At 42.1% G+C, this 20,281-nt stretch carries 19 protein-coding genes; 4 read left to right on the top strand and 15 right to left on the bottom strand.

The genetic code is table 11. From position 1 onward, the window contains the following. Window positions 1–80: 80 nt before the first annotated feature. Entirely contained in the window at window positions 81–1,283 is a 1,203-nt protein-coding gene (locus PF479_RS07325) for an MFS transporter (protein WP_298004248.1), read from the top strand. 54 nt (window positions 1,284–1,337) lie between these two features. Here the strand turns inward: PF479_RS07325 and PF479_RS07320 are convergent, their stop codons facing one another. The 10 genes from PF479_RS07320 to PF479_RS07275 form a co-directional block, all read right to left on the bottom strand. Next, window positions 1,338–1,751 carry a hypothetical protein gene (locus tag PF479_RS07320; RefSeq protein ID WP_298004244.1) on the bottom strand — a complete coding sequence of 138 codons (414 nt, stop codon included), beginning with the start codon at window positions 1,749–1,751 and terminating at the stop codon, window positions 1,338–1,340. Between the two features lie 9 nt (window positions 1,752–1,760). Further along, window positions 1,761–3,188: a pyruvate kinase gene (pyk, locus tag PF479_RS07315; protein ID WP_298004242.1), complete on the bottom strand. Its 1,428-nt coding sequence runs from the start codon at window positions 3,186–3,188 to the stop codon at window positions 1,761–1,763. 68 nt (window positions 3,189–3,256) lie between these two features. Then, complete coding sequence (locus PF479_RS07310) at window positions 3,257–4,252, bottom strand: GGDEF domain-containing protein (protein ID WP_298004239.1); 996 nt, start codon at window positions 4,250–4,252, stop codon at window positions 3,257–3,259. 154 nt (window positions 4,253–4,406) lie between these two features. Then, on the bottom strand, window positions 4,407–5,633 hold the full coding sequence (locus PF479_RS07305; RefSeq protein ID WP_298004237.1) for an LL-diaminopimelate aminotransferase: 1,227 nt from the start codon (window positions 5,631–5,633) through the stop codon (window positions 4,407–4,409). A gap of 35 nt (window positions 5,634–5,668) precedes the next feature. After that, on the bottom strand, window positions 5,669–6,628 hold the full coding sequence (locus PF479_RS07300; protein ID WP_298004233.1) for a hypothetical protein: 960 nt from the start codon (window positions 6,626–6,628) through the stop codon (window positions 5,669–5,671). Then, entirely contained in the window at window positions 6,625–7,032 is a 408-nt protein-coding gene (locus PF479_RS07295; RefSeq protein ID WP_298004230.1) for a hypothetical protein, read from the bottom strand. The genes PF479_RS07300 and PF479_RS07295 overlap by 4 nt, the downstream gene beginning before the upstream one ends. Window positions 7,033–7,063: 31 nt before the next feature. Beyond that, complete coding sequence (locus tag PF479_RS07290; RefSeq protein WP_298004227.1) at window positions 7,064–8,155, bottom strand: aminopeptidase; 1,092 nt, start codon at window positions 8,153–8,155, stop codon at window positions 7,064–7,066. Continuing rightward, a complete protein-coding gene (locus PF479_RS07285) occupies window positions 8,152–9,462 on the bottom strand; it encodes a Mur ligase family protein (RefSeq protein ID WP_298004223.1) in 1,311 nt (436 codons plus the stop codon). The genes PF479_RS07290 and PF479_RS07285 overlap by 4 nt, the downstream gene beginning before the upstream one ends. Continuing rightward, window positions 9,462–10,760, bottom strand: coding sequence for a histidinol dehydrogenase (gene hisD / locus PF479_RS07280; RefSeq protein ID WP_298004220.1), 1,299 nt, complete (start codon window positions 10,758–10,760; stop codon window positions 9,462–9,464). The genes PF479_RS07285 and hisD overlap by 1 nt, the downstream gene beginning before the upstream one ends. 79 nt (window positions 10,761–10,839) lie before the next feature. Continuing rightward, on the bottom strand, window positions 10,840–11,184 hold the full coding sequence (locus tag PF479_RS07275) for an FHA domain-containing protein (RefSeq protein WP_298004217.1): 345 nt from the start codon (window positions 11,182–11,184) through the stop codon (window positions 10,840–10,842). A gap of 166 nt (window positions 11,185–11,350) precedes the next feature. Here PF479_RS07275 and PF479_RS07270 point away from each other — a divergent pair, with 166 nt between their 5' ends. Then, entirely contained in the window at window positions 11,351–11,785 is a 435-nt protein-coding gene (locus PF479_RS07270; RefSeq protein WP_298004214.1) for a response regulator, read from the top strand. On the opposite strand, the gene PF479_RS07265 is transcribed toward PF479_RS07270, so the two are convergent. Genes PF479_RS07265 through nrdR form a run of 4 tightly spaced genes read right to left on the bottom strand, consistent with a single transcriptional unit; the run spans window position 11,756 to window position 15,592 of the window. After that, entirely contained in the window at window positions 11,756–12,484 is a 729-nt protein-coding gene (locus PF479_RS07265) for an anaerobic ribonucleoside-triphosphate reductase activating protein (protein ID WP_298004211.1), read from the bottom strand. The two genes, PF479_RS07270 and PF479_RS07265, sit on opposite strands and share 30 nt — an antisense overlap. Before the next feature lie 4 nt (window positions 12,485–12,488). Beyond that, on the bottom strand, window positions 12,489–12,998 hold the full coding sequence (gene nrdD / locus PF479_RS07260) for an anaerobic ribonucleoside-triphosphate reductase (RefSeq protein ID WP_298004209.1): 510 nt from the start codon (window positions 12,996–12,998) through the stop codon (window positions 12,489–12,491). Further along, window positions 12,998–15,109 (bottom strand): ribonucleoside triphosphate reductase, encoded by a 2,112-nt coding sequence (locus tag PF479_RS07255; RefSeq protein WP_298004206.1) that lies wholly within the window; start codon window positions 15,107–15,109, stop codon window positions 12,998–13,000. Before PF479_RS07255 ends, nrdD begins: the two co-directional genes overlap by 1 nt. A 27-nt stretch (window positions 15,110–15,136) precedes the next feature. After that, window positions 15,137–15,592, bottom strand: coding sequence for a transcriptional regulator NrdR (nrdR, locus tag PF479_RS07250; RefSeq protein WP_298004203.1), 456 nt, complete (start codon window positions 15,590–15,592; stop codon window positions 15,137–15,139). A gap of 190 nt (window positions 15,593–15,782) precedes the next feature. Here nrdR and PF479_RS07245 point away from each other — a divergent pair, with 190 nt between their 5' ends. Beyond that, the gene (locus PF479_RS07245) at window positions 15,783–17,462 is read left to right on the top strand and encodes an AMP-binding protein (RefSeq protein ID WP_298004200.1); all 1,680 of its coding nucleotides are present in this window, start codon (window positions 15,783–15,785) and stop codon (window positions 17,460–17,462) included. Here the strand turns inward: PF479_RS07245 and PF479_RS07240 are convergent. Beyond that, a complete protein-coding gene (locus PF479_RS07240) occupies window positions 17,459–19,687 on the bottom strand; it encodes a hypothetical protein (protein ID WP_298004197.1) in 2,229 nt (742 codons plus the stop codon). The genes PF479_RS07245 and PF479_RS07240 overlap by 4 nt on opposite strands. Window positions 19,688–19,764: 77 nt before the next feature. Here PF479_RS07240 and PF479_RS07235 point away from each other — a divergent pair, with 77 nt between their 5' ends. Continuing rightward, window positions 19,765–20,274, top strand: a complete 510-nt coding sequence (locus PF479_RS07235; protein ID WP_298004194.1) for a nitroreductase family protein — start codon at window positions 19,765–19,767, stop codon at window positions 20,272–20,274. The last annotated feature ends 7 nt before the right edge of the window (window positions 20,275–20,281 follow it).

Raw genomic sequence — 20,281 nt, 5'->3', positions numbered from 1 at the left:
AACAACCACAGAATCAGATTTCAAAGTTCTCATTCCTGATATAGAGAATGGCTTTATTTCTTATTTATGTGGAGTTTTTTATGAAAACCAGCTTATCCCGGAATATCGGTCTTGATTATTCATTTACATTTTTATCCAACCTCAATCTACTCCATGCTCTCTGGATGATATATCTGAGCCTGAAGGGTTTTTCTTTGCTGGAGCTGGGCCTTTTGGAAGGAATCTTTCATATAACCTCCTTTCTGATGGAAGTCCCCACAGGGGCCGTGGCAGACCTCTGGGGACGGAAAAACAGCCGTGTCATGGGACGAGGCTTCTTTATTGCCAGTCAATTCTTTCTCTGGTTTTCCGATCAGTTTGTTTTTCAGGCCGCAGGATTTATTCTCACTGCCATCAGTTATAATCTCGAATCGGGAGCAGGAGAGGCTCTGGTGTATGATTCTCTTGTTACTCTTGAAAAAGAAAATAATTTTATGGGAATCAGGTCCAGGAAGGAGTTGATTTTTCAACTTTCATCCATCATCGCCTTCTTATCCGGGGGCTATTTTGCCACCAAAGATTACAATATTGTGTTCACAGCGACTATCACTCTCGCCATTTTTTCTCTCATCAATGCCTTCTTTATGGTTGAGCCTCCTATTAACAGACAGGAGAACAGTCAAAGTGGCTCGATTGTTCTGAAAATAATTAATTCTCTGATCAAACAGAGCAAAGACAGCATTCTGGTCATAAGAAAAGAAGTCAGGATTGCTTATCTGATTGTATTTACTGAAGGAATCTTTGTCTTCTCCACCTGTCAGTATTTTTATCTTCAGACCTGGTGGAAATCCGAGGGGTTCAGTGAGTGGTATATGGGGATTGTATTTGCGGCCCAGTGTATCATTGCCGGTTTATCAGGATTGGCGGCGCCCGGACTGGACAAAAAGATCGGAGAATTCCGTCTCCTGCTGTTTCTGCCTGTCCTTCTTCTTTTCTCTCTTTGGGGTGTGGCTCTTTCTTCCTGGAAAGCCTTGTTTTTTATATTGACCGGATCTCTTGAAGGAGTTCTGATTGTCACGGTCAGCGATTATATTAATAAATTGATACCCGGAGAGTTCCGGGCCACCATCCTTTCTTACCAATCCATGGTGTTCAGTCTTCTTATGATATTGCTTTTCCCTTTAATGGGTTGGCTGGGAGATAAGTACTCCCTCATATTATCCTTCAAAGTCATTGCTGTTACAGCAACAGCACTCTATGGAATTTACATTTTTACTGTTTTCCGCAGATACAGTAAAGGATGATCCGAATCATGGGATGAATGAGCAGACGGGAATCAAGCTCAGAAAAAGACTGCACTATTGAGTTATTTCATCTTGTACAGAATGGAGCTTGATTCTGTAATAGAGCCAGAGAGCATGGAAGAGTATAAAAATAATCAGAAAGGCCCAGAGAGCGGGAGGATTTCCATGAGTATGATTCATCAGATTTATAATAAATCCGACAATCGCTGTCATTGACCATATTATCTTAAGATTCAGCATAGCAATGAATGTTTTAATATCTGAATTTCTACCTAAAAAAGATTCAATACCGATTCCGAATAAAGCGGCGGCGCATATCCTGGATGCAACAGGATCAACGACAGACCATCCCAGAAGCTTTAAAAAGGCAACGGGAATGATCATAAGGGGAAGTGCGGTAAGGAAATCGGCCACCAAATCAAGAATAAACCAGACTCTCAGTTGCTTTTTTAACATTGCAGTATTCAATAATTTCTTCTAAACCTTTTCTATTTTAATCATATTTGTAGCGTTGCTTTCCAAAAGGGGTATACCAGTGGCATAAATCACAGTATCACCCGCGGCCACATAGCCTCGATCCTTTGCCAGTCTCAGAGCCTGTTTCAAAGTACTGTCTGTATCACTCACATTCTCGATTTTTTCGCCCCGAACACCCCAGACGATACTCAGGTAGCGAATTGTCTTTTCACTCTCTGTGAAGGCCAGTATGGGGACTGAGGTTCTGTATTGACTGAGAAGCAGGGCAGTCCTGCCTGAACGGGTAATGGCTATGATAAATTTAGCAGCTGCCTGTTCAGCCATGATACAGGCGGCATTACATATAGAAGCTTCGTGAGTTTTCAATTTTTCTCTACGTCTGAGGCTTACCAGCCGTTCGCTTGAAAGGTTTTTTTCTGCGGTTTTTACAATTTTTTTCATAATCTTAACTGTTTCCAGAGGATACAATCCCACAGAAGTCTCTCCGCTCAACATGACAGCATCGGTACCATCAAAGACAGCATTAGCAACATCACTGGCTTCTGCTCGAGTGGGGCGGGGGTTGCTGATCATGGAATCCAGCATCTGAGTGGCAGTAATAACGGGTTTGTTTTCACTATTGCATAAAGAAATTATTTGTTTTTGAATAACAGGTACGTCTTCAGTCGGAATCTCGACCCCCAGATCTCCTCTGGCCACCATAATAATATCTGCTTCTTCCACGATACCCTGCAGATCATCCAGAGCTTCAGGTTTTTCAACCTTTGCAATGATAGGAAGATGACAGCCCTTTGATTTCAGGAGGGCTCTCAATTCCCGAATATCCTCTTTTCGACGAACAAAAGAGAGGGCAATGTAGTCAACTTCGGCAGTTGCTAAAAACTCTACATCTCTCCTGTCCTTTTCGGTGAGAGCAGAAAGACTGATGGGAACCCCCGGCAGATTTATCCCTTTCCGGGATTTGAGAATTCCATCATTCATCACTCTGCATTTAATATCGGGAGCCGACACCTCGATGACTTCCATCTGTATCAAACCATCATCGATGAGAATCTTGTGTCCCCGGCGGATATCATCGGCTAAACCGGGATACCCAGCTGTGAATTTGCCGGGAGATTTATTTTCAGGATCGCTGCATAATATAATTTCATCCCCTTCTTTAACAGGGACTTCATGCTCAAGTTTACCCAATCTGATCTTGGGACCACTCAAATCCGCCAGAATGGGAAGATGAATGCCCATTTCAGCAGAGGTTTTATTGACATATTGAATAATTTTCAGGAGTTCCCCGGGTTCTCCATGGGAGCAGTTTACCCTGGCGACATTCATTCCGGCTTCAATCATTTTTTTAAGAACATCCGGATCAGCACAGGCTGGTCCGATTGTACCGATTATTTTTGTACTGGAAAAATCACTTTTATATATCATGGAATTAATTATCATTCACTTTTAACAAAAAAAAAAGCAGATATTTTATGAAAATCTAATCCAGAAGATCAGGCTGTTTCACTGGCCTTGTTGGCTATGATGATAAACTCATTTGGTGAGCGAATTATTTCAGACTGAAAATCAGCTAGACCGTAGTGAAGCAATTTATACGAGGGTGTCGTAGACAGGGTTTCTTTGATATGTTTAATCACATCCAGGGCATTGTTTTTCTCACAGTCCGGCAGGATCAGCAGCATTTCGGCTTTACCAAGACGAAAAAGAGTATCCGTTTCTCTAATCCTCTTGAAAATGCCTCGTGTAATTGAATTTATATGCTCATCACGGCTTCCGTTTAATTCCATATAGCAGACTGTCAGGGGGATCTCATAACGCTCGGCCCATTTCATAGTCTGCTTCAGGACTTTCATCCCCCCAGACCTGCTGAAGATTCCCAGAATAGGATCTCCCTCCTCTGATGAACCTTGAGAATTTTTAAGCTGGTTTAAATTTCTACGGCAGTGATTCAGGTCATCCCGGTACAGATTACTTTGCCTCAGGGACACACCCAGAGACAAAAGGAGAAGATTTAACAGGATAGCCCCGGAGTTTATGAATTCTATAGGGCTGAAAATCCCATGAAAAATTGAGACAACAATGTACTCAATGGTAAAAATAATATAAAAAATCAGATTGGTTTTGTGAGATATAGGAAATGAAAAAAGGAAATAAACTGCAAAAAAAGCCAGTACTATATTGTAAACTATCAGGTTCTGATAGGTATTGAGAGAGAATAAGAGGAGTGGACAGACTATATTTAAGGGCAGACAGGCTCGTATGATATCCTTGTCACCGAGCACTTTCTTTCTATCAAGATTTAATATTATCGTTCCCAGCCATAGAGTACAGAGGGTCTGGGAAATCTGAAAATAAGGTTTGAATTGCTGTGAGAGGAGTGTGTATAACAGGAATATAGAAGAAAGAATGAATAAAGTAACGAGAGAGAAATATATTTGTCTGCTCTTGTCTTTAATACTCTCTGTTCCCGATTCATTTTCAACAGTCATTCATATCTGTCCAATGTTCTTTTTTGTATATTATTATTTTCGGTAGATAATCATCAGAAATTGACCAGGAATCGACAAAAATTATGGGATTCATTTTTCTGAAAAAGGAAAAGATCTCCCGAAATGATCTTCCCCCTTTTCAGAATTCAATTTTTTAATTCTTAAGTGCCTGTGTAATCCTGTCCATGGCCTGCATCACATTCTCCAGACTGTTAAAGGCACTGATGCGAATATAACCTTCACCGCATTGTCCAAAACCACTACCCGGAGTTAATACGACGGCGGCCTTGTTGAGGATCATATCAAAAGTCTCCCAACTGTCTTTTCCGGTATTCACCCAAATATAGGGAGAATTGACTCCTCCTGTGCAGGAATAACCGGCTTCTTTCATTTTTTTAAGGATAATGGAAGCATTATTCAGATAATAATCAATAAGACCACGAACCTGAATCTTTCCTTCTTCAGAATAGATCGCCGCCGCTGCTTTCTGTACTGGATAGGATACTCCATTAAATTTGGTAGAGTGTCTCCTGTTCCAAAGATTCTGAAGTGAATATTCATTTCCTTCGGAATCCCAGACGATGCAGGCAGATGGAACAACCGTATAAGCACACCTGGTTCCGGTAAATCCGGCAGTTTTGGAAAAGCTTCTAAACTCAACAGCCACTTTCTCCGCCCCGGGTATCTCAAAAATACTGTGGGGAATTTCAGGGTCTCTGATAAAAGCCTCATATGCAGCATCAAAGAGAATGAGCGCCTTGTTGGCAATGGCATAATCCACCCATTCCTGAAGCTGTGCTCTTGAGGCAACGGCCCCTGTCGGATTGTTTGGATAGCAGAGATAGATCAAATCAGCTTTAACTCCCTTAGGACCCGGGACAAAACCATTCTCTTCGGATCCTTCAAGATAATTGAATCCTTCATAACGGGCGCCCATAGCTTTTCCGGAGCGTCCTGCCATGACATTTGTATCCACATATACCGGATAAACTGGATCCGGTATGGCAATGGAGGCGGATGTGGAAAACAATTCCTGGAAATTCCCTGTATCACATTTGGCTCCATCGCTGACAAAAATATCATTGGCAGTAATAGAGACACCACGACTCTGGAAATCATTTTCGGCAATAGCCTGTCTCAAAAACTCATATCCCTTCTCGGGACCGTAGCCCTTAAAGCTGGCTTCTGAAGCTAATTCATCAACACCATCGTGAAAAGCCTTCAGACAGGCTTCTGGAAGAGGCTTGGTTACATCGCCTATTCCCATTTTGATGATATCTTTTTCCGGATGATTTTTCTGGAATTCCGCTACTTTTCTGGCAATCTCTACAAACAAGTAGGAAGCCTGTAATTTGGTATAATTTTCGTTGATTTGTATCATAATGATCCTAGTATAATAAATATTAAAAAAATGATCTATTCCTGCAGAACAGGTTCCATCTGCAGAATCTGTTCATATTCATTTTTCATTTTTCTATTCAATGCCCTATGGAACCTTTCTACTTTCTTATTGACAAGATAAGAGGCCGGTTTGACTTTTTTTCTAATGATCTGTCCGGGAAAGGACTTCAGGGCTTCTGAAATATTCTCTTCGTTTATAAATCCTTCAATTCTGGAAAGGGGCTTATAGGAAGTCGGGTAATAGAGGAGGATCAGGACATCTGTCCTCATTCCAGCAGTCCTGTGCTGGTCCTGATCACTGCTTGTCAGATACCGATTTTCCAACAGTGTATCTTTAATTTCTATGGCGCTGAATCGATCAAGGGGCCATTCATGGATCATCTGGAAATAGAGTAGGCCTTTAAAGGGTAGTTCAACTCTATTATTTTCCATCAGGATGGGGCTGTGAATCAGAAAATGAGTCCGATCAGAATTTTTAATACCAGGTCTGAAAAGGGAGTAATATACAGAGGCCTCATCGGAATTTGTAATAACCATAGTTTCCTGATGATCAAGGGAGTTATAGAAATCCCTCATATAAATCAAGAAGTCGACATATTCCTGAAATCCGCAGAGAAGGGGATCCGTGTTAAATAGTAATTCCGACTCACTGAGTGCGGCTGAATCGTTTTTCAGATATGACAATATCTCCTGGTCACTATTCCCTTCCAGAAACCAGAAGCCGATGTTGAGACTGTCCTGGTCATGAAGCACAGGAAGGAGATACCTTAAAAGCTCAAACTGTTCCGGTGCCTGGCTGTTCCCTGAGATCAGGATTTTCCGGCCGTTTTGAATTTCCTGGTCTAACAAGATGGCAATTCCTCTGCGGGGTATGTCATTATACTGTCGTTGTTCTTCTGGAGTAGGTGTTGATATAGTTTGAACTCGGCAGGATAAAAAAAGAAAAAGAAAGAAGAGCAGGGCTGTATGTTTCATATTTTTTTAATCTTGATATTCCTTTCTGAAAGAGTTTTAAACAGTCTCTTCAAATCAAGAGGACTCAAAGTGATCCGCACTGGTCTGAAATCTCGGGAATGGATGCGGCAGGAGTGATTTCCCAGAGGTTCAATCAGGGTGATCCTTTCCAGGGTATGAACCTCTGGATTCTGGTAGTAATGCAGATTCAGAGTCAGCTTTTTCTCTTCCAGGAAGAGATAAGGACGTCTGTTGCTCATGATGATAATAATCAGGATGAGTAAAAACCCCAGTGAATACCAGATCAACTCAGAACGGTTAAATCGAACCAGAAGAGGTCTATAGGCCAGAATAATGGGGATCAAAAATAAAAAGTTAATGAGCCGGGCGACCACGTGTTTTCTGAATACAATAAGTTCATTCATAGAAATCCATCAGCTTTTCAGGATTGAGGTCCTAAAGATCATCCACAACAAAAATCCCCTTATCTCTGATCAGAATATCATCAAAATAGATCCGTCCTCCACCGTATTCAACGGTCTGAATACAGACAAGGTCCCAGTGCACCGAAGATTTGTTCCCATTATCAGCCGTATCATAGGCATTTCCGGGTGTAAAGTGAAAGCTTCCCATGATTTTTTCATCAAAGAGTGTATTTTTCATGGGATGAAGGATATAGGGATTAACACCGATAGCAAACTCACCAATATACCGGGCTCCCTCGTCCGTATCGAAGACCTCATTGACCCTCTTTGTATCATTGGACTCGGCTTCGACAATCTTTCCTTTCTCAAAGCGGAGTTTAATATTTTCATAAATTAAACCCATATATTCGGCTGGGCAGTTGTAAGCGAGAGTACCTTCAACGCTCTCTTTGAGGGGTGCCGTGAAGACTTCTCCATCTGGAATATTTAATTTGCCGTCACATTTAATGGCTCTCATTCCCTTGATGGAAAACCGGAGATCCGTTCCGGGGCCGGTGATCCTGACCCGATCGGTTTTTTCCATGAGTGTCACCAGCTTATCCATGGCTTTTGACATTTTGCTATAATCAAGATTGGAGACCTGAAAATAAAAATCCTCAAATGCTTCCTGACTCAAACCGGCCGCCTGGGCCATAGAGGCGGTAGGATAGCGGAGAACAGCCCATCGTGTATTTCTGATCCTCTCCTTCATATGCACCGGTTTGACATATTTTTCCATATAAAGTTTCATCATCTCGGGGGGGACATCGCTGTTTTCGAATGGATTATCCACACTTCCGATTCCAATATAGGCATCCATTTTGCTCATGCGGAGGCGGTCTGATTCAGCCATAATATCCAGCTGCTCTACCGAGGTATTCATTAGCAGGGCTCTCAGAAGACGTTCGTTGGTATGACTGAAAAAAGGAATGCCTCCTGCTTGATATATATGATCAACAAGGATTTTCACAAGAGGCTCAGCCTGGTTCCCGTTCATATGAATGAGGACCTTCTCTCCTGGTTTCAGTTCGATAGAATAGTGAATTAGTGAGTGGGCCAGTTTTTCGAGACGCGGATCCTTCATGGTATACCTCGATAAAGTTTCTTGATTTCTCCAGCCAGAAAAAAGGATCCCAGGATGAGAATAGGGTCGTCTGCACCCAGTAATAATTTCAATGCCCTGGAGGGATCTTCTTCCAGTATACAATTGTCAAACATAGAAGCAAATATCTTATGCACGGCAGAAGGATGGCTTTTTTTGAAATACCCGGGTGTCGTTATGACAATGGAACTGAAGCTGTCTGAGAGGAGGGATGCAATATCATAGACTTCCTTGTCATCCTGGCAGGCAAAAAGGAGATTCTTATGCTTAAATCGGGCAGACAAATCCAAAAATGTATCCAGAGCCATACGGACTGACTGGGGAGTATGGGATCCATCACACAGAATCAGCGGCTCGGTGGACAAGACTTCCATATGGGCCAATAATGATGCTTTTTCAAATCCCTTAAGCCAGGTATGAAGCTCCTCATCGGGAAACAAGAATATTAACAATTCGAGGGCCAATGCAGCGTTCCAAGGTTGAATATGACCAATCATGGACAATTGACCACGAAGGACGGGGCCTTCCCTCTTATTCAGGATGAATCCTGTACCATCCAGGTTTACCGAGGATTCAATGCCGGAAATGGAATCCGGGAGATAATGGAAGGGCGCGTTCTTTTCCAGTGATATCTCCCTGAACAGGGCTTCAACCTCTACTCTCTGTGGGGAGGAAAATACAGGAACTTCTTTTTTTATGATTCCCGCCTTCTCACGGGCGATGGACAGGATCTCTTCACCCAGCCATTGGGTATGCTCTTTTTCAATAGGGGTCAAGACAACCGCCTCAGGATGGACTGTATTTGTCGCATCCAGTCGCCCCCCCAGGCCTGTTTCAAGGACACACCACTCACAGTGCTCTTTTTGAAAAAGCAGGTAGGCAAGGAGGGTCAATAACTCAAATGTCGTTGGTTCTGTATACCCGGGTAGTTCAAAATCGAGTTGTTCCCGGATATGGTTTATCATATCAACATACAAATCATCGGGAAGAACAGATCTATTGACCTGAATCCTCTCTCTATAATGATTAACATGAGGAGATGTATACAAGCCGGTTTTTAAACCTTTCTGAGCCAGTGCCGAGGCTAATAATACCGATGTGGAGCCCTTGCCTTTGGATCCGGCAATATGAATGATTTTGAAATCATCTTGAGGATTTCCAAAATGGTCCAAGAGGCTGAACATCCGATCGGGACGGTATTTTTTTTTAAGGTCTTTTACATTCTTTTCCAGATTGGTAAAGGATTCAATCCATGCAAAAGCATCATCAATATCTGAAATTCTCTGCATTAAATCCTTCTTTTTTTAAGAGCATCCCCATGAGTCGTAAACCCTTCATAGTCGGAAAGGCATTCAACAAAGGGAGACATCTCTTTCAATGCGGATTCGGTGCTGTAAATTACCGAAGAGTATTTGATAAAATCTCTGACCGAGACGGCCGACCAGGTCCGGGCATTTCCACCTGTAGGGAGAACGGCGTTCGGGCCCACAGAGTAATTGGCGATGGAAAAGGGTGTGTTCTCCCCCAGAAGGATCTCTCCGGCATTTCGGATCAAAGAGAGGGCATGAAAGGGTTCTCTTGTCTGGATTTGAAGGTGTTCTGTAGCCAATTGATTGGCAATTTCCGCGGACTGCTCCAATGATTCAGTCAAAATAATGCCACCGTACCCCTTCATGACATCCTCAACAAAAGTTTTTCGAGGCTCCGGCAAACCAGCGCATAATTCTCTGATTTTTGACTCACAGCGATCGGCCAGGAGAGGGTCATCGGTTATTAAAAGAGCCGCAGAATCAGAGCCATGCTCGGCTTCTATCATCAAATCCAGGGCTACTTTCTCGGGATTTGCGAAACCGTCGGCAATGACGATGGATTCCGATGGTCCCGCAGGGAGACCGACATCCACCTGGCCATAGAGTATTCTTTTCGCCGCACTGACATACATACTTCCCGGGCCGCAGAGTTTATCCACTCTGACAATAGATTCGGTACCAAAAGCCAGGGCGGCAATCGCCTGGGCTCCTCCCACCTTATACACCTCATGGACCTTGCAGAGACGGGCAGCATAGAGGCAGGCCGGATCAACCGTTCCATTTTCATCCGGTGGAGTCACGACACAGACTCTTCTGACACCGGCTGTGACCGCTGGAATGGCCAGCATATACAGCATGGAAGGGAAGAACCCTCTTCCCCTGGGAACATATAAACCCACCGAGTCAATAGGCATGGCTTTTTCTCCAGCCAGAAGACCAGGTTGGATTTCTATCATCTTCATGGATTCAGGCTTTTGAGTCTCATGAAAACGTCTGACGTTTTCGATCGAATAGCGCAGTGCCTCTTTCACTTTTTCTGAAAGAAGAGCCTCAGCTTCTTCAAACTCTTTGGTGCTGACCCTTAGTTTCATATCCAAAGAAGTTTTGTCAAATTTATGATTGTACGACAGGAGGGCGGCATCTCCTCCGGTTTTTACATCTTCGATGATCTTTATTACACTCTCTTGAACGTCTCTAATATCTGTTTCAGACCTGGAAAAAAGGAGTTCCTTCTCCTGTTTCTCCATATCTTTCCAACTGTATCTGTTGATTTTCATAAATTTTCCTTATATTTCTCTTTTTAAAAATTCAGAGACTATGAGATAAAATATACTGATGAGCTGAGGATGTAAAGAATCAGATCATGGTCATTTCGATTCTGCTGCCCAGGATAAGTTTATCCCCCTGTTTTAGTTTTATATATTTTCCGGGGGTAATTCTTTTTCCATTGATCCAGGTCCCATTACTGCTGTTTCTGTCCTGAACAAAGTAGCTGCCCCTGATTTGCTGGATTTCCAGATGAAAACGGGAAACCAGTCCATCATTGATGACAAAATTATTATTTTTATCTCGCCCGATTGTCATGCGGCTGGTAACTTTTATTTCTTTCCCATTAAACAGGAGACAATGGATGTCTTTGTGTCCTAGTTTACCAAGACGACGGCCAACAGGACTATCCTGAATTATTGTTTCATCTTTCATTGGAGCTTCTCCTATTATTGATAGTATAATAATTAAAGGTGCTGGCATAGTTTTTTTCAAAAAGTTAATCAGTTCCTTTAAAGGAGATGGTTCACCTTCAATTTTATGATCTATACTACCGATATATAATGTATCATTACTGAAAGCATTTAGTGGGAGGCTTCGAATGAAAGCGAATGCTGATTTTCCAACAATCAATGAAAAACAACCCGACGGCATTAGCCCCGGTGGAGTACCTTATAAAGTACTGGTCATTGACGATTCCATGTTTGTGAGAAAACAGATCAGTCAAATTCTTACATCTGAGGGATTTGAAGTCGTTGGACAGGCTGCCGACGGTGTGGAAGGCATCGAAAAATACAAGGAATTGTCTCCCGGTGTTGACATTGTAACCCTCGACATTACTATGCCCAAAATGGATGGAGTGTCGGCTCTGGAACACATCATTGCTTTTGATCCAAAAGCCAATGTTGTCATGATCAGTGCCCTTGGCAAACAGGATTTAGTCAAAAAGGCTTTGATTGCCGGGGCCAAAAATTATATTGTCAAACCCCTGGATCGAAAAAAAGTTCTAGAAAGAATTGCTGCCATACTCAAGTGATACACAGGAACAGGGTATTCCCTGTTCTAGAAACCCCTTATAAAGCTCTCTCAGCAACATAGTGTCCGTTGGATTGTGTGCATTATAGGCTGTATCCAGGCAATTCCCTGGTTGAAAAGAATTCAATACATAGGATGTACAGCCTCTAATCATTCCAGAAATTTCATCTATCATTGAAACATCGATAAAATCCGGATGAACAGTTGTTCTGAATTGAGAAGGAATGCCCGATTGAATAATCATTTTAATCGAATCCTGAATATTCGATTGATCCTTCTGAAAAACAGCAAAGCGGTCATATGAGGACAGGGATGTTTTGATGTCCATGGCAATGAAATCAGGAGGAGAATCTGACTGAATCAGATCCTGCAGACGATCCGATAAAAGACCGTTTGTGTCTATCTTGACTGGAAGATGACAACTTGTTTGAATTTCCTTCATAAAAAGCTTTAAGTCTTTGTATAAAAGCGGCTCCCCTCCGGATATTACTACCCCTCCCAGAAGGGAAGCCCTGTTTTTTAAAAAATTGATCACTTCGTCCCTGCGGACGAATCCCTCTGTTCTTCCCAGTACCAGATCGGGATTATGACAATAAGAACATCTCAAATTGCATCCAGGAAAGAAAAGGACGGAGGCTACTTTTCCAGGATAGTCTGCAAGAGATGTCTTTTGCAGTCCGACAGAAGAGGGCAGATGCATTCTATCAGGCTGTTACGGATTCCAGGTTAAAAAGGGATATAACCTCCGAGGGATGACCGGTTCTGAAGATTTCATGACCATCGGCAGATCTGAAAATGACTGTGGGAGCTGAAAAAACCAGATTTTCCGATGCCGCTTCCAGGCCCCTTTCCATATCAACATTCAATGTTTCACCGACGATAGAAATCTGATCCAGAACTTCTTTCATGGCAGGACAATGGGGACAGCTGCTTCTATAAAAAAAGCTGTAGCTGAGAATCCCCTTGGAATCACCCATCAGTTTTTCAGTTACAGGACAGACTTCCTGTATGAGAGTTTCAGCTTGTTTTCCATCCATTTTAGTAAAGGCGACTCTCTTTTTGTACTCTTCTTTTTTACCAAGGTTCCAGTTTTTTACCGATCTGTAATACCCCACGATACGGGAGTATACTTCTGTGGTTGTACCTTCCACCTGTTGCAGCTTCATTTTGAGTGAAGAAATTTCAGTCTCTAATTCTTCTATTCTGTTCTCCATCAGATTTCTCCTTCGGCCATTATCCTGGCTTTTTCATTTTCGAGTATTTCAATTTCTTTTTTTATTTTTTTCTGTTCTTCTTCACAGCAGAGAGGACAATTAAAGTGTTCTCCTCTGATGTAGCCGTGTATTTTACAAATTGAAAAAGTGGGGGAAATTGTAAAATAGGGTAAGCGGTAATTGTGAGCGATGGCCTTGACCAGTTCCCGGCATGCCATCCAGTCATGTATTGCCTCCCCCAGGAAACCATGAAAGACAGTCCCGCCGGTATACTTGGCCTGAAGATCATCCTGAAGATCCAGGGCTTCGAAAATATCCTGGGTGTAATCCACGGGGAGCTGGGTAGAATTCGTATAATAGGGATTCTCATTGTTTCCTGAAGTTATAATATTCGGAAAATGTTTCTTATCATGCTTGGCCAGCCTATAGCTTGTACTTTCTGCAGGAGTAGCTTCCAGATTGAAAAGATCCCCGGATTTTTCCTGATAGTCAGACAGGCGTTGTCGCATATGATCGAGAATCTCTGCTGCAAAGTCATGAGCATCGGGATCTGTGATATCCTGACCCATAAAGTTTTGGAGACACTCATTCATCCCCACCAGTCCGATGGTGGAAAAATGATTATTTAAGTGTGATAGATAGCGTTTGGTATAGGGAAAAAGCCCTGCATCCAGAAGCCTGTTGATTACTTTGCGCTTGACAACCAGTGATTCCTTAGCAAGATCCAACATTCTGTTCAGGTTTTCATAGAATCCTGATCGGCTGGATGACAGATATCCTATCCGGGCCATATTGATGGTTACAACACCAATGGAACCGGTAAACTCATCCGAACCGAAAAGACCTCCCCCTCGCTTGCGCAGCTCTCTTTTATCCAGCTGTAAACGGCAGCACATAGATCGGACGTCTTCAGGATTCAGATCTGAATTAACAAAATTCTGAAAATAGGGCGTGCCATAGCGTGCGGTCATCTCAAAAAGAAGTTTTGCATTTTCACTATCCCAGTTGAAATCACTGGTGACATTGTAGGTGGGAATAGGGTAGGCAAACCCTCGTCCATTGGCATCTCCCTGTATCATCAATTCAATAAATGCCTTATTGATCATTTCCATTTCTTCTTTGCAGTCGCCGTAAGAAAAATTCTGTTCTTCACCACCGACAATGGCTGGTTTCTCTTTCAGGTCACTGGGACAGATCCAGTCAAGAGTTATATTCGTGAAGGGTGCCTGAGAACCCCAGCGGGATGGTGTGTTTACACCGAAGATGAAACTCTGAATACATTGCTTGACCTCTTTAAAAGAAAGATTGTCAGTTTTGACAAAGGGAGCCAGATAGGTATCAAAACTGGAAAGAGCCTGGGCTCCAGCCCATTCATTCTGCATAATGCCCAGAAAATTGACTATCTGGAAGATCAGGGTCGAAAGATGACCCGCTGGACAGGAGGTGATCTTTTCGCTGACCCCTCCCAGACCCTCTGTAATAAGCTGACGAATTGACCAACCGGCACAGTAACCGCTGAACATGGAGAGATCATGAATATGCATGGCACCGCTGCGGTGTGCTTCGGCGACATCTTTGGAGTAAATATTTTTAAGCCAGTAATTGGCCGTTATGGTTCCTGAATTATGGAGGATCAATCCTCCCAGTGAGAAATTGACATTGGCATTTTCGTTGACTCTCCAGTCCGATTGTGAAAGATAACCATCCATGGTTTCATTAATATCGAGCATCAGCTTTCTTGTATCACGAATAGCTTCATGTCTGGCCCTGTAAAGGATGTAGGCCCTTGCAATATCAACCTCGTTATACTCAATCAGGACTTTTTCCACTGTATCTTGTATTTCTTCAACGGCGGGAGCCGAATTGGGGTGCCTATCAGACAAAAGAACGATTAAATTGGCTTCAACGTTTTTTGTGAGCTTGTTACTGAGCTCATCGTCTTTTCCATGAACTGCCTCAACTGCTTTTGAAATGGCTTCTCTTATCCTCGATCTGTTATAGGGAACGACTCTGCCGTCTCGTTTAACAACACGCTTTATAACAGTTTCCGCGGCTGATAAACTCTTTGCATCATCACCCAGAAAAACTCTCCAGTCATTCTTTAGCTCCATTCTCCCCTCCACGGTATTTTGAACTCTTTAGCTTTTCAGGGTATCAATAATGTTTACAAACTCTTCCACATTTTCAAAATGCCTGTATACAGAGGCAAAACGGACATAGGCAACCTTATCCAGGTTAAAGATCTTAGTCATGACCATCTCTCCCAGTTCAATGGAGTTGATTTCATGGCTCGATTTACCTTTCAGGTTTGCCTCATCCTCAATATCATGAAGCATACTGTCCACCATCATCTGGGATATGGGACGCTTTTCAACAGCTCTTTGAATTCCCCGCTCCAGCTTTTTTATATCAAAAGGCTGTCTTGTATTGTCTTTTTTAACAACCATAAGAGGTATTTCTTCAACCTTCTCATAGGAAGTAAAACGGTAGCCGCAGGAAGAGCATTCTCTGCGCCTTCTGATAGAAGTACCGCTGATGTTCTGGCGTGACTCAATAACCTTATCATCCATATTCTCACAAAGGGGACATTTCATGAATCAACTCCAGGACCCTATCTGTGGGGCGCCACATGATGTGCTTTATTTTCCTGGAAATGAATTTATCACACTAAATATGGATTTTCAAGGTAGAAAACACTTATTTACTAAAAAGAAGCTGAATAATTAACATTGATAAATCATAGAAAAATATATATAATTATTTTTGATCCCCGAGGAGTAAATTATGCCTTTCTTATTAAAAATAAATACTATAAATGAATTTCATAAGGAAGCGGTAAAAAGATACGAAAAACGGCCATTCCTTTACTTTGTGGATGATGAACCTATTAGCTATAAAGAGTATGGGCAGCAGGTTGCTGAGTTGAGAAGAAAGCTCGTTCAGCAGGATTTAAAGAAAGCGGATGCTATTGTTTTACTAGGTCCAGCCTCTCCCAACTGGGCCATTTCATTTATGGCGGTCATGTCTGCCGGCTTCGTAGTTGTGCCTGTTATGGAAGAATTTCCCGATTTAGATATCGATCATATCATTGAGAATTCCGGCTGTGCTGCTGTGATTTTGGCACCCCCTTATGTCGGCAAAGAGAGTCTACCTGCTCTGAAGAATAGAACTCTCATTTCAATGGATGATTTTTCGATCATAAAGCAAGGTGAACAAATTAAGAGAGATCAACACATTAATCCTTTCACCGATCGAAGTGACACTCTTTCCCTCCAGGCGGATGATCAGGGATGCTATCCCACAGATCCTTCGGATGTGGCAGAACTACTCTACACCTCGGGTACAACCGGATTTTCCAAAGCCGTCATGTTAACTCATAATAATCTGGTGACCAATCTGTACGAGGGAACAGATCTTATTGATGAATGTTTTGACGAAAATGCCATCCTTCTGTCACTGCTTCCTCTGGCACACTCATTCGGTTCCACATCTGCTTTTCTTTCTACCATGTATAAGGGCCCACGGATTTGCTTTTTGAAAAGAAAGCCCACACCTGAATACCTCCAAATTGTCTTTCAGAAGGTTAAACCAACAATTCTGGGCGGAGTTCCTCTGATCTTTGAGAAGATTTTTCAAAAGAAAATTGTGCCCCTCATTGAATCAAAGAGCTTATTGAAAAAAGCCACTACAATGTCACCACTTTTGAGGAAAGGATTTTACAGGATCGCAGGAAAATCCGTTATGAACTATTTCGGGGGGCGTATAAAATGTATCATAATCGGCGGAGCTAATTTCAGCGAGCAGGTAGAAACATTTATGAAAGAGGCCCGCATACCCTATCTATTGGGATACGGACTCAGCGAGACATCTCCTCTGCTTACATTTTCTTCCTTGAAAGAATCCCGTTTCGGTTCTGTGGGAAAGGCTGTGAGAAATACTAAAATTCGGATCAGTCATTGCGATGAATCCGGCATCGGAGATATTGAAGTCTTGGGACCCCAGGTTATGAAAGGCTACTTTAGAAAAGAGGAAGAGACGGCGACCGTATTCTGCCCTGACGGCTGGTTCAAGACGGGGGACCGGGGCATTCTGGATGGGGATGGATTCCTCTATATCAAGGGACGAAGCAAAAATGTGATCGTCCGCAGTTCCGGTGAAAATATATACCCAGAAGTCATTGAAATCATGTTGTCGTCGACTCTTCTGATTGAAGAATCGATTGTCTATTTGGATGATCAGCAGCTTTCGGCGTTAATATATCCAGATCAGGATCTTTTTTTCAGGGACTATGATGGGGATTGTCAAAATGAACAACTGCTGAAAGACATGGATGCCTTGATAAATCAATTGAACCAGAAGCTGCCTCTTTTCTCGCGCATCTCTAAATTTGAGATACAGAAGAGTGCCTTTGAAAAGACAGCTACAAGAAAAATAAAGCGGGGTCTCTATCTTTCCAATTACTAATTTTGTACTGAAGGAGATTGAATCTCCGAGAAAGAAATTGTTTTGGAGACAATAGTATGTCTTTCCAGGTCTATCTGTTTCTTATCAAGTTCAACCATGTATGTGGATTTATTTTTTGTTACATGAAATTCAATATTTGGTGAAGAATCTCTTGAGAATATAAGAGGAATCTTCAAGGGCATGGGTGGATTTAATCCAATAGAAATCTTCACAGACTTTAAGTCGGGCTGAATCTCATAGGGGTAAGGACAGTCATAGAGTAAAATGGTCGCATCTGAATTGATATTCAGTTGGATCTCTTCGGGTTCCAATTCCGAATAAATTGTGAGATCAATGATCCTTCTGTCCAGAAACAGATCCGTTTCCCATTGAACTTCCAGTGGATTCCCTTCAATTTCTCCCTGTATCCTCATTTCATTCCCGATATCAGTGAAGGGAACGACTGTAGATCCCAGAATCAGTCTTCCCGAACCAATATTTCCAGGACTGCTCAGAAGAACTTCCCGATGCTGAGAATCTAGATTAAATTTGTCCGTCAAGATGAGATTCTGCCTGAATCCGGGACTGAAAGGCTCCAATTGAAATGAGAAATACACCATGAAAACGGTGGTGAGAGCCAGAACCAGAGTCATCAATGCTGTTTTCACTTCCTGACGGCTTTTATCATAATGGTGATGATAAAAGCTTAAACTGGAAATCATACAGATCAGCGGAAGAGTAATGAAGGTGAGAACCCAGTTTCCTTTAATTCTTGAAAAAATTGAAAAATCATACACCGTGATATAATCTCTGCTGAATAAAAAAAGAAGAACCAATAACTGAGGCAGTATGGACAGGATCATAAATACTCTTTTACTGACTTTCTGTCGGGATGTGACAAAAAGAAAAACAAAAATAAGGCTGATCAGCATGATTGGACTAAAGGAAATATTAAAGAGTGAGACAATGATAAGATTGATAAAAGATATGATGAAGGCGAAATATGAATAGAAATGCGGGTTTCTGGGAAAGGGGAGACCTCTCAGCATATTGAGAAAGAAAGAAGATAAAAACAGAACTGTAATTGATTTTAGTATGAAAAAATAGAGGGGATACTGTTTCCAGAGGTCCGAATACCTATGAAGTGCCCTTAATTCTTCAAGCATGAGGGTTGAAATCATAAAAAAAAGGAAACTAAGATAGACCATCACAGGTATAAGCCATAATTGATGCCTGAATTTTCTGTAATTCAGATAAATACTCCGCTGTTGAAACAGGGGAAGTATCAGAACTAAGCTGATCATGAATACATAGAGAATGAGTAAATTCCTTTCTGAAAGAAAGGAAACAATTGATCCGTCACGTCCCAGGTAAAAATAATTTGTCTCCCAGTTCTCGGGAAAATCGTGTTCGTAAAGCTTTGTGAATTTGTGTAGAAAATCCAGATACAGAACCGCCTGGTTTTCGATTGGAGCACCTCTGCTGCCGCTGCTGATCAGAGCGGCAGCCGGAATATCTTCGTCGAGGTATTTAATGATGGGAAGATAACGCGTGGACAGTCCTGCTCTATTGATTAAAAGAGCTGTACTATCAATTCGGGATTCCAATCCAGCCGCGGTTAAACTAATCCTGAGGCCTTCCATCAACCAGGCAGGTGCATTTAAGCCTGGTGTACTTCCGAAAATTTCAGGTATTTCATGTTTTTCTTTTAAAAGAAGATAAACCAGACATGAATCTGCCTGATATGAATAATTTTTTAAAAAAGCTGGGGATCCTACATATCCTCTTTGAAAATTATCCGCACTTGAAAATAAAAAAATGAGTGTGATGGGGGGAGTCAAGGCTGTCCATTCATTCATAAATGCCAAGGCTAATGCCGCATTTAATGCCAGATCATTCCCTGCTTCATCAGCATTCACCGGGGTGTCTACAGGGACGGCCAGAATCAGCTGCTCCTGGTTTTTGCCTGGTATGGTCACGACCAGATTGCTGGAAAAAGAATGATAATCTTCAATATCTGTTAATCCCTGAAATTCATATGAAAAATTCCTGGAAATTAAAAAATCTTCAATATAGGAAAAAACAGCTTTTTCATCCTTCGAACCCTCCTGTCTAGACTCCATCCCTGATATGAAATCCAGGCTTTCACGGAAAACAGCGGGACTGTCTTTAATTGTATTCTCCTGGGAATAGAGAGCTATTTTAAGAAAGAGGAGTAGTACTAAAGGAATTAATCTGCGGGACATGAATCAAGAATAGGAAAAACCATGGCATGCCGTCAATATTGATTATTTTTTTTTAACAATTATGCTATTATTATTTCATGGAATTAATTCCCGAAATAAAGAATAGAGTGACTGCTGGATCTTTCCAGGACCTTCCCATTCCTGAGGACTCCCTTGATCGAGTACTCAATGCGGGCAGAATAGCCCCCTCGGCTAAGAACAGGCAGCCCTGGCGTTTTATTGTTCTGAAAGATCCGGAGATCAAAGAAAAATTAAAAAATAGTGCCTATGGGGATGAACGTTTTTCTGAGGCTCCAGTAGTTATTGCCGCCTGTACGACAAATATCGGCTATAGGATGCCTAATGGAGAACTGTCTTATCCTATGGATTTGAGTTTTGCCATTTCCTTTATGATGATTCAGGCTGAACATGAAAATCTGGGTTCCGCCCTGGTTACGACTTATCGGGAGGATGACGTCAAAAATTTACTGACGATTCCCTATTCCATGAAAGTCGTGATGATGTTATTAATCGGTAGGGTGGAGAAACCTGTGGATAAAGAAACCAGATTACCCGTGAACAGGGTTATTTATTTTGATCAGTGGTGAAATGTTA

Source organism: Oceanispirochaeta sp. (genome assembly GCF_027859075.1).
Lineage (GTDB): Bacteria > Spirochaetota > Spirochaetia > DSM-2461 > DSM-2461 > Oceanispirochaeta.
This window is presented reverse-complemented; position numbering and strand designations above follow the sequence as displayed.

Excerpts from the sequence above, each read along its gene's own strand:
- nrdR (WP_298004203.1), bottom strand. The coding sequence starts at position 15,592 with ATGAAATGTCCCCTTTGTGAGAATATGGATGATAAGGTTATTGAGTCA.
- PF479_RS07310 (WP_298004239.1), bottom strand. The coding sequence starts at position 4,252 with ATGACTGTTGAAAATGAATCGGGAACAGAGAGTATTAAAGACAAGAGC.
- PF479_RS07255 (WP_298004206.1), bottom strand. The coding sequence starts at position 15,109 with ATGGAGCTAAAGAATGACTGGAGAGTTTTTCTGGGTGATGATGCAAAG.
- PF479_RS07245 (WP_298004200.1), top strand. The coding sequence starts at position 15,783 with ATGCCTTTCTTATTAAAAATAAATACTATAAATGAATTTCATAAGGAA.
- PF479_RS07265 (WP_298004211.1), bottom strand. The coding sequence starts at position 12,484 with ATGCATCTGCCCTCTTCTGTCGGACTGCAAAAGACATCTCTTGCAGAC.
- PF479_RS07275 (WP_298004217.1), bottom strand. The coding sequence starts at position 11,184 with ATGAAAGATGAAACAATAATTCAGGATAGTCCTGTTGGCCGTCGTCTT.
- PF479_RS07240 (WP_298004197.1), bottom strand. The coding sequence starts at position 19,687 with ATGTCCCGCAGATTAATTCCTTTAGTACTACTCCTCTTTCTTAAAATA.
- PF479_RS07235 (WP_298004194.1), top strand. The coding sequence starts at position 19,765 with ATGGAATTAATTCCCGAAATAAAGAATAGAGTGACTGCTGGATCTTTC.
- nrdD (WP_298004209.1), bottom strand. The coding sequence starts at position 12,998 with ATGGAGAACAGAATAGAAGAATTAGAGACTGAAATTTCTTCACTCAAA.
- PF479_RS07290 (WP_298004227.1), bottom strand. The coding sequence starts at position 8,155 with ATGAAGGATCCGCGTCTCGAAAAACTGGCCCACTCACTAATTCACTAT.
- PF479_RS07325 (WP_298004248.1), top strand. The coding sequence starts at position 81 with ATGAAAACCAGCTTATCCCGGAATATCGGTCTTGATTATTCATTTACA.
- PF479_RS07300 (WP_298004233.1), bottom strand. The coding sequence starts at position 6,628 with ATGAAACATACAGCCCTGCTCTTCTTTCTTTTTCTTTTTTTATCCTGC.
- PF479_RS07295 (WP_298004230.1), bottom strand. The coding sequence starts at position 7,032 with ATGAATGAACTTATTGTATTCAGAAAACACGTGGTCGCCCGGCTCATT.
- hisD (WP_298004220.1), bottom strand. The coding sequence starts at position 10,760 with ATGAAAATCAACAGATACAGTTGGAAAGATATGGAGAAACAGGAGAAG.
- PF479_RS07270 (WP_298004214.1), top strand. The coding sequence starts at position 11,351 with ATGAAAGCGAATGCTGATTTTCCAACAATCAATGAAAAACAACCCGAC.
- PF479_RS07305 (WP_298004237.1), bottom strand. The coding sequence starts at position 5,633 with ATGATACAAATCAACGAAAATTATACCAAATTACAGGCTTCCTACTTG.
- pyk (WP_298004242.1), bottom strand. The coding sequence starts at position 3,188 with ATGATATATAAAAGTGATTTTTCCAGTACAAAAATAATCGGTACAATC.
- PF479_RS07285 (WP_298004223.1), bottom strand. The coding sequence starts at position 9,462 with ATGCAGAGAATTTCAGATATTGATGATGCTTTTGCATGGATTGAATCC.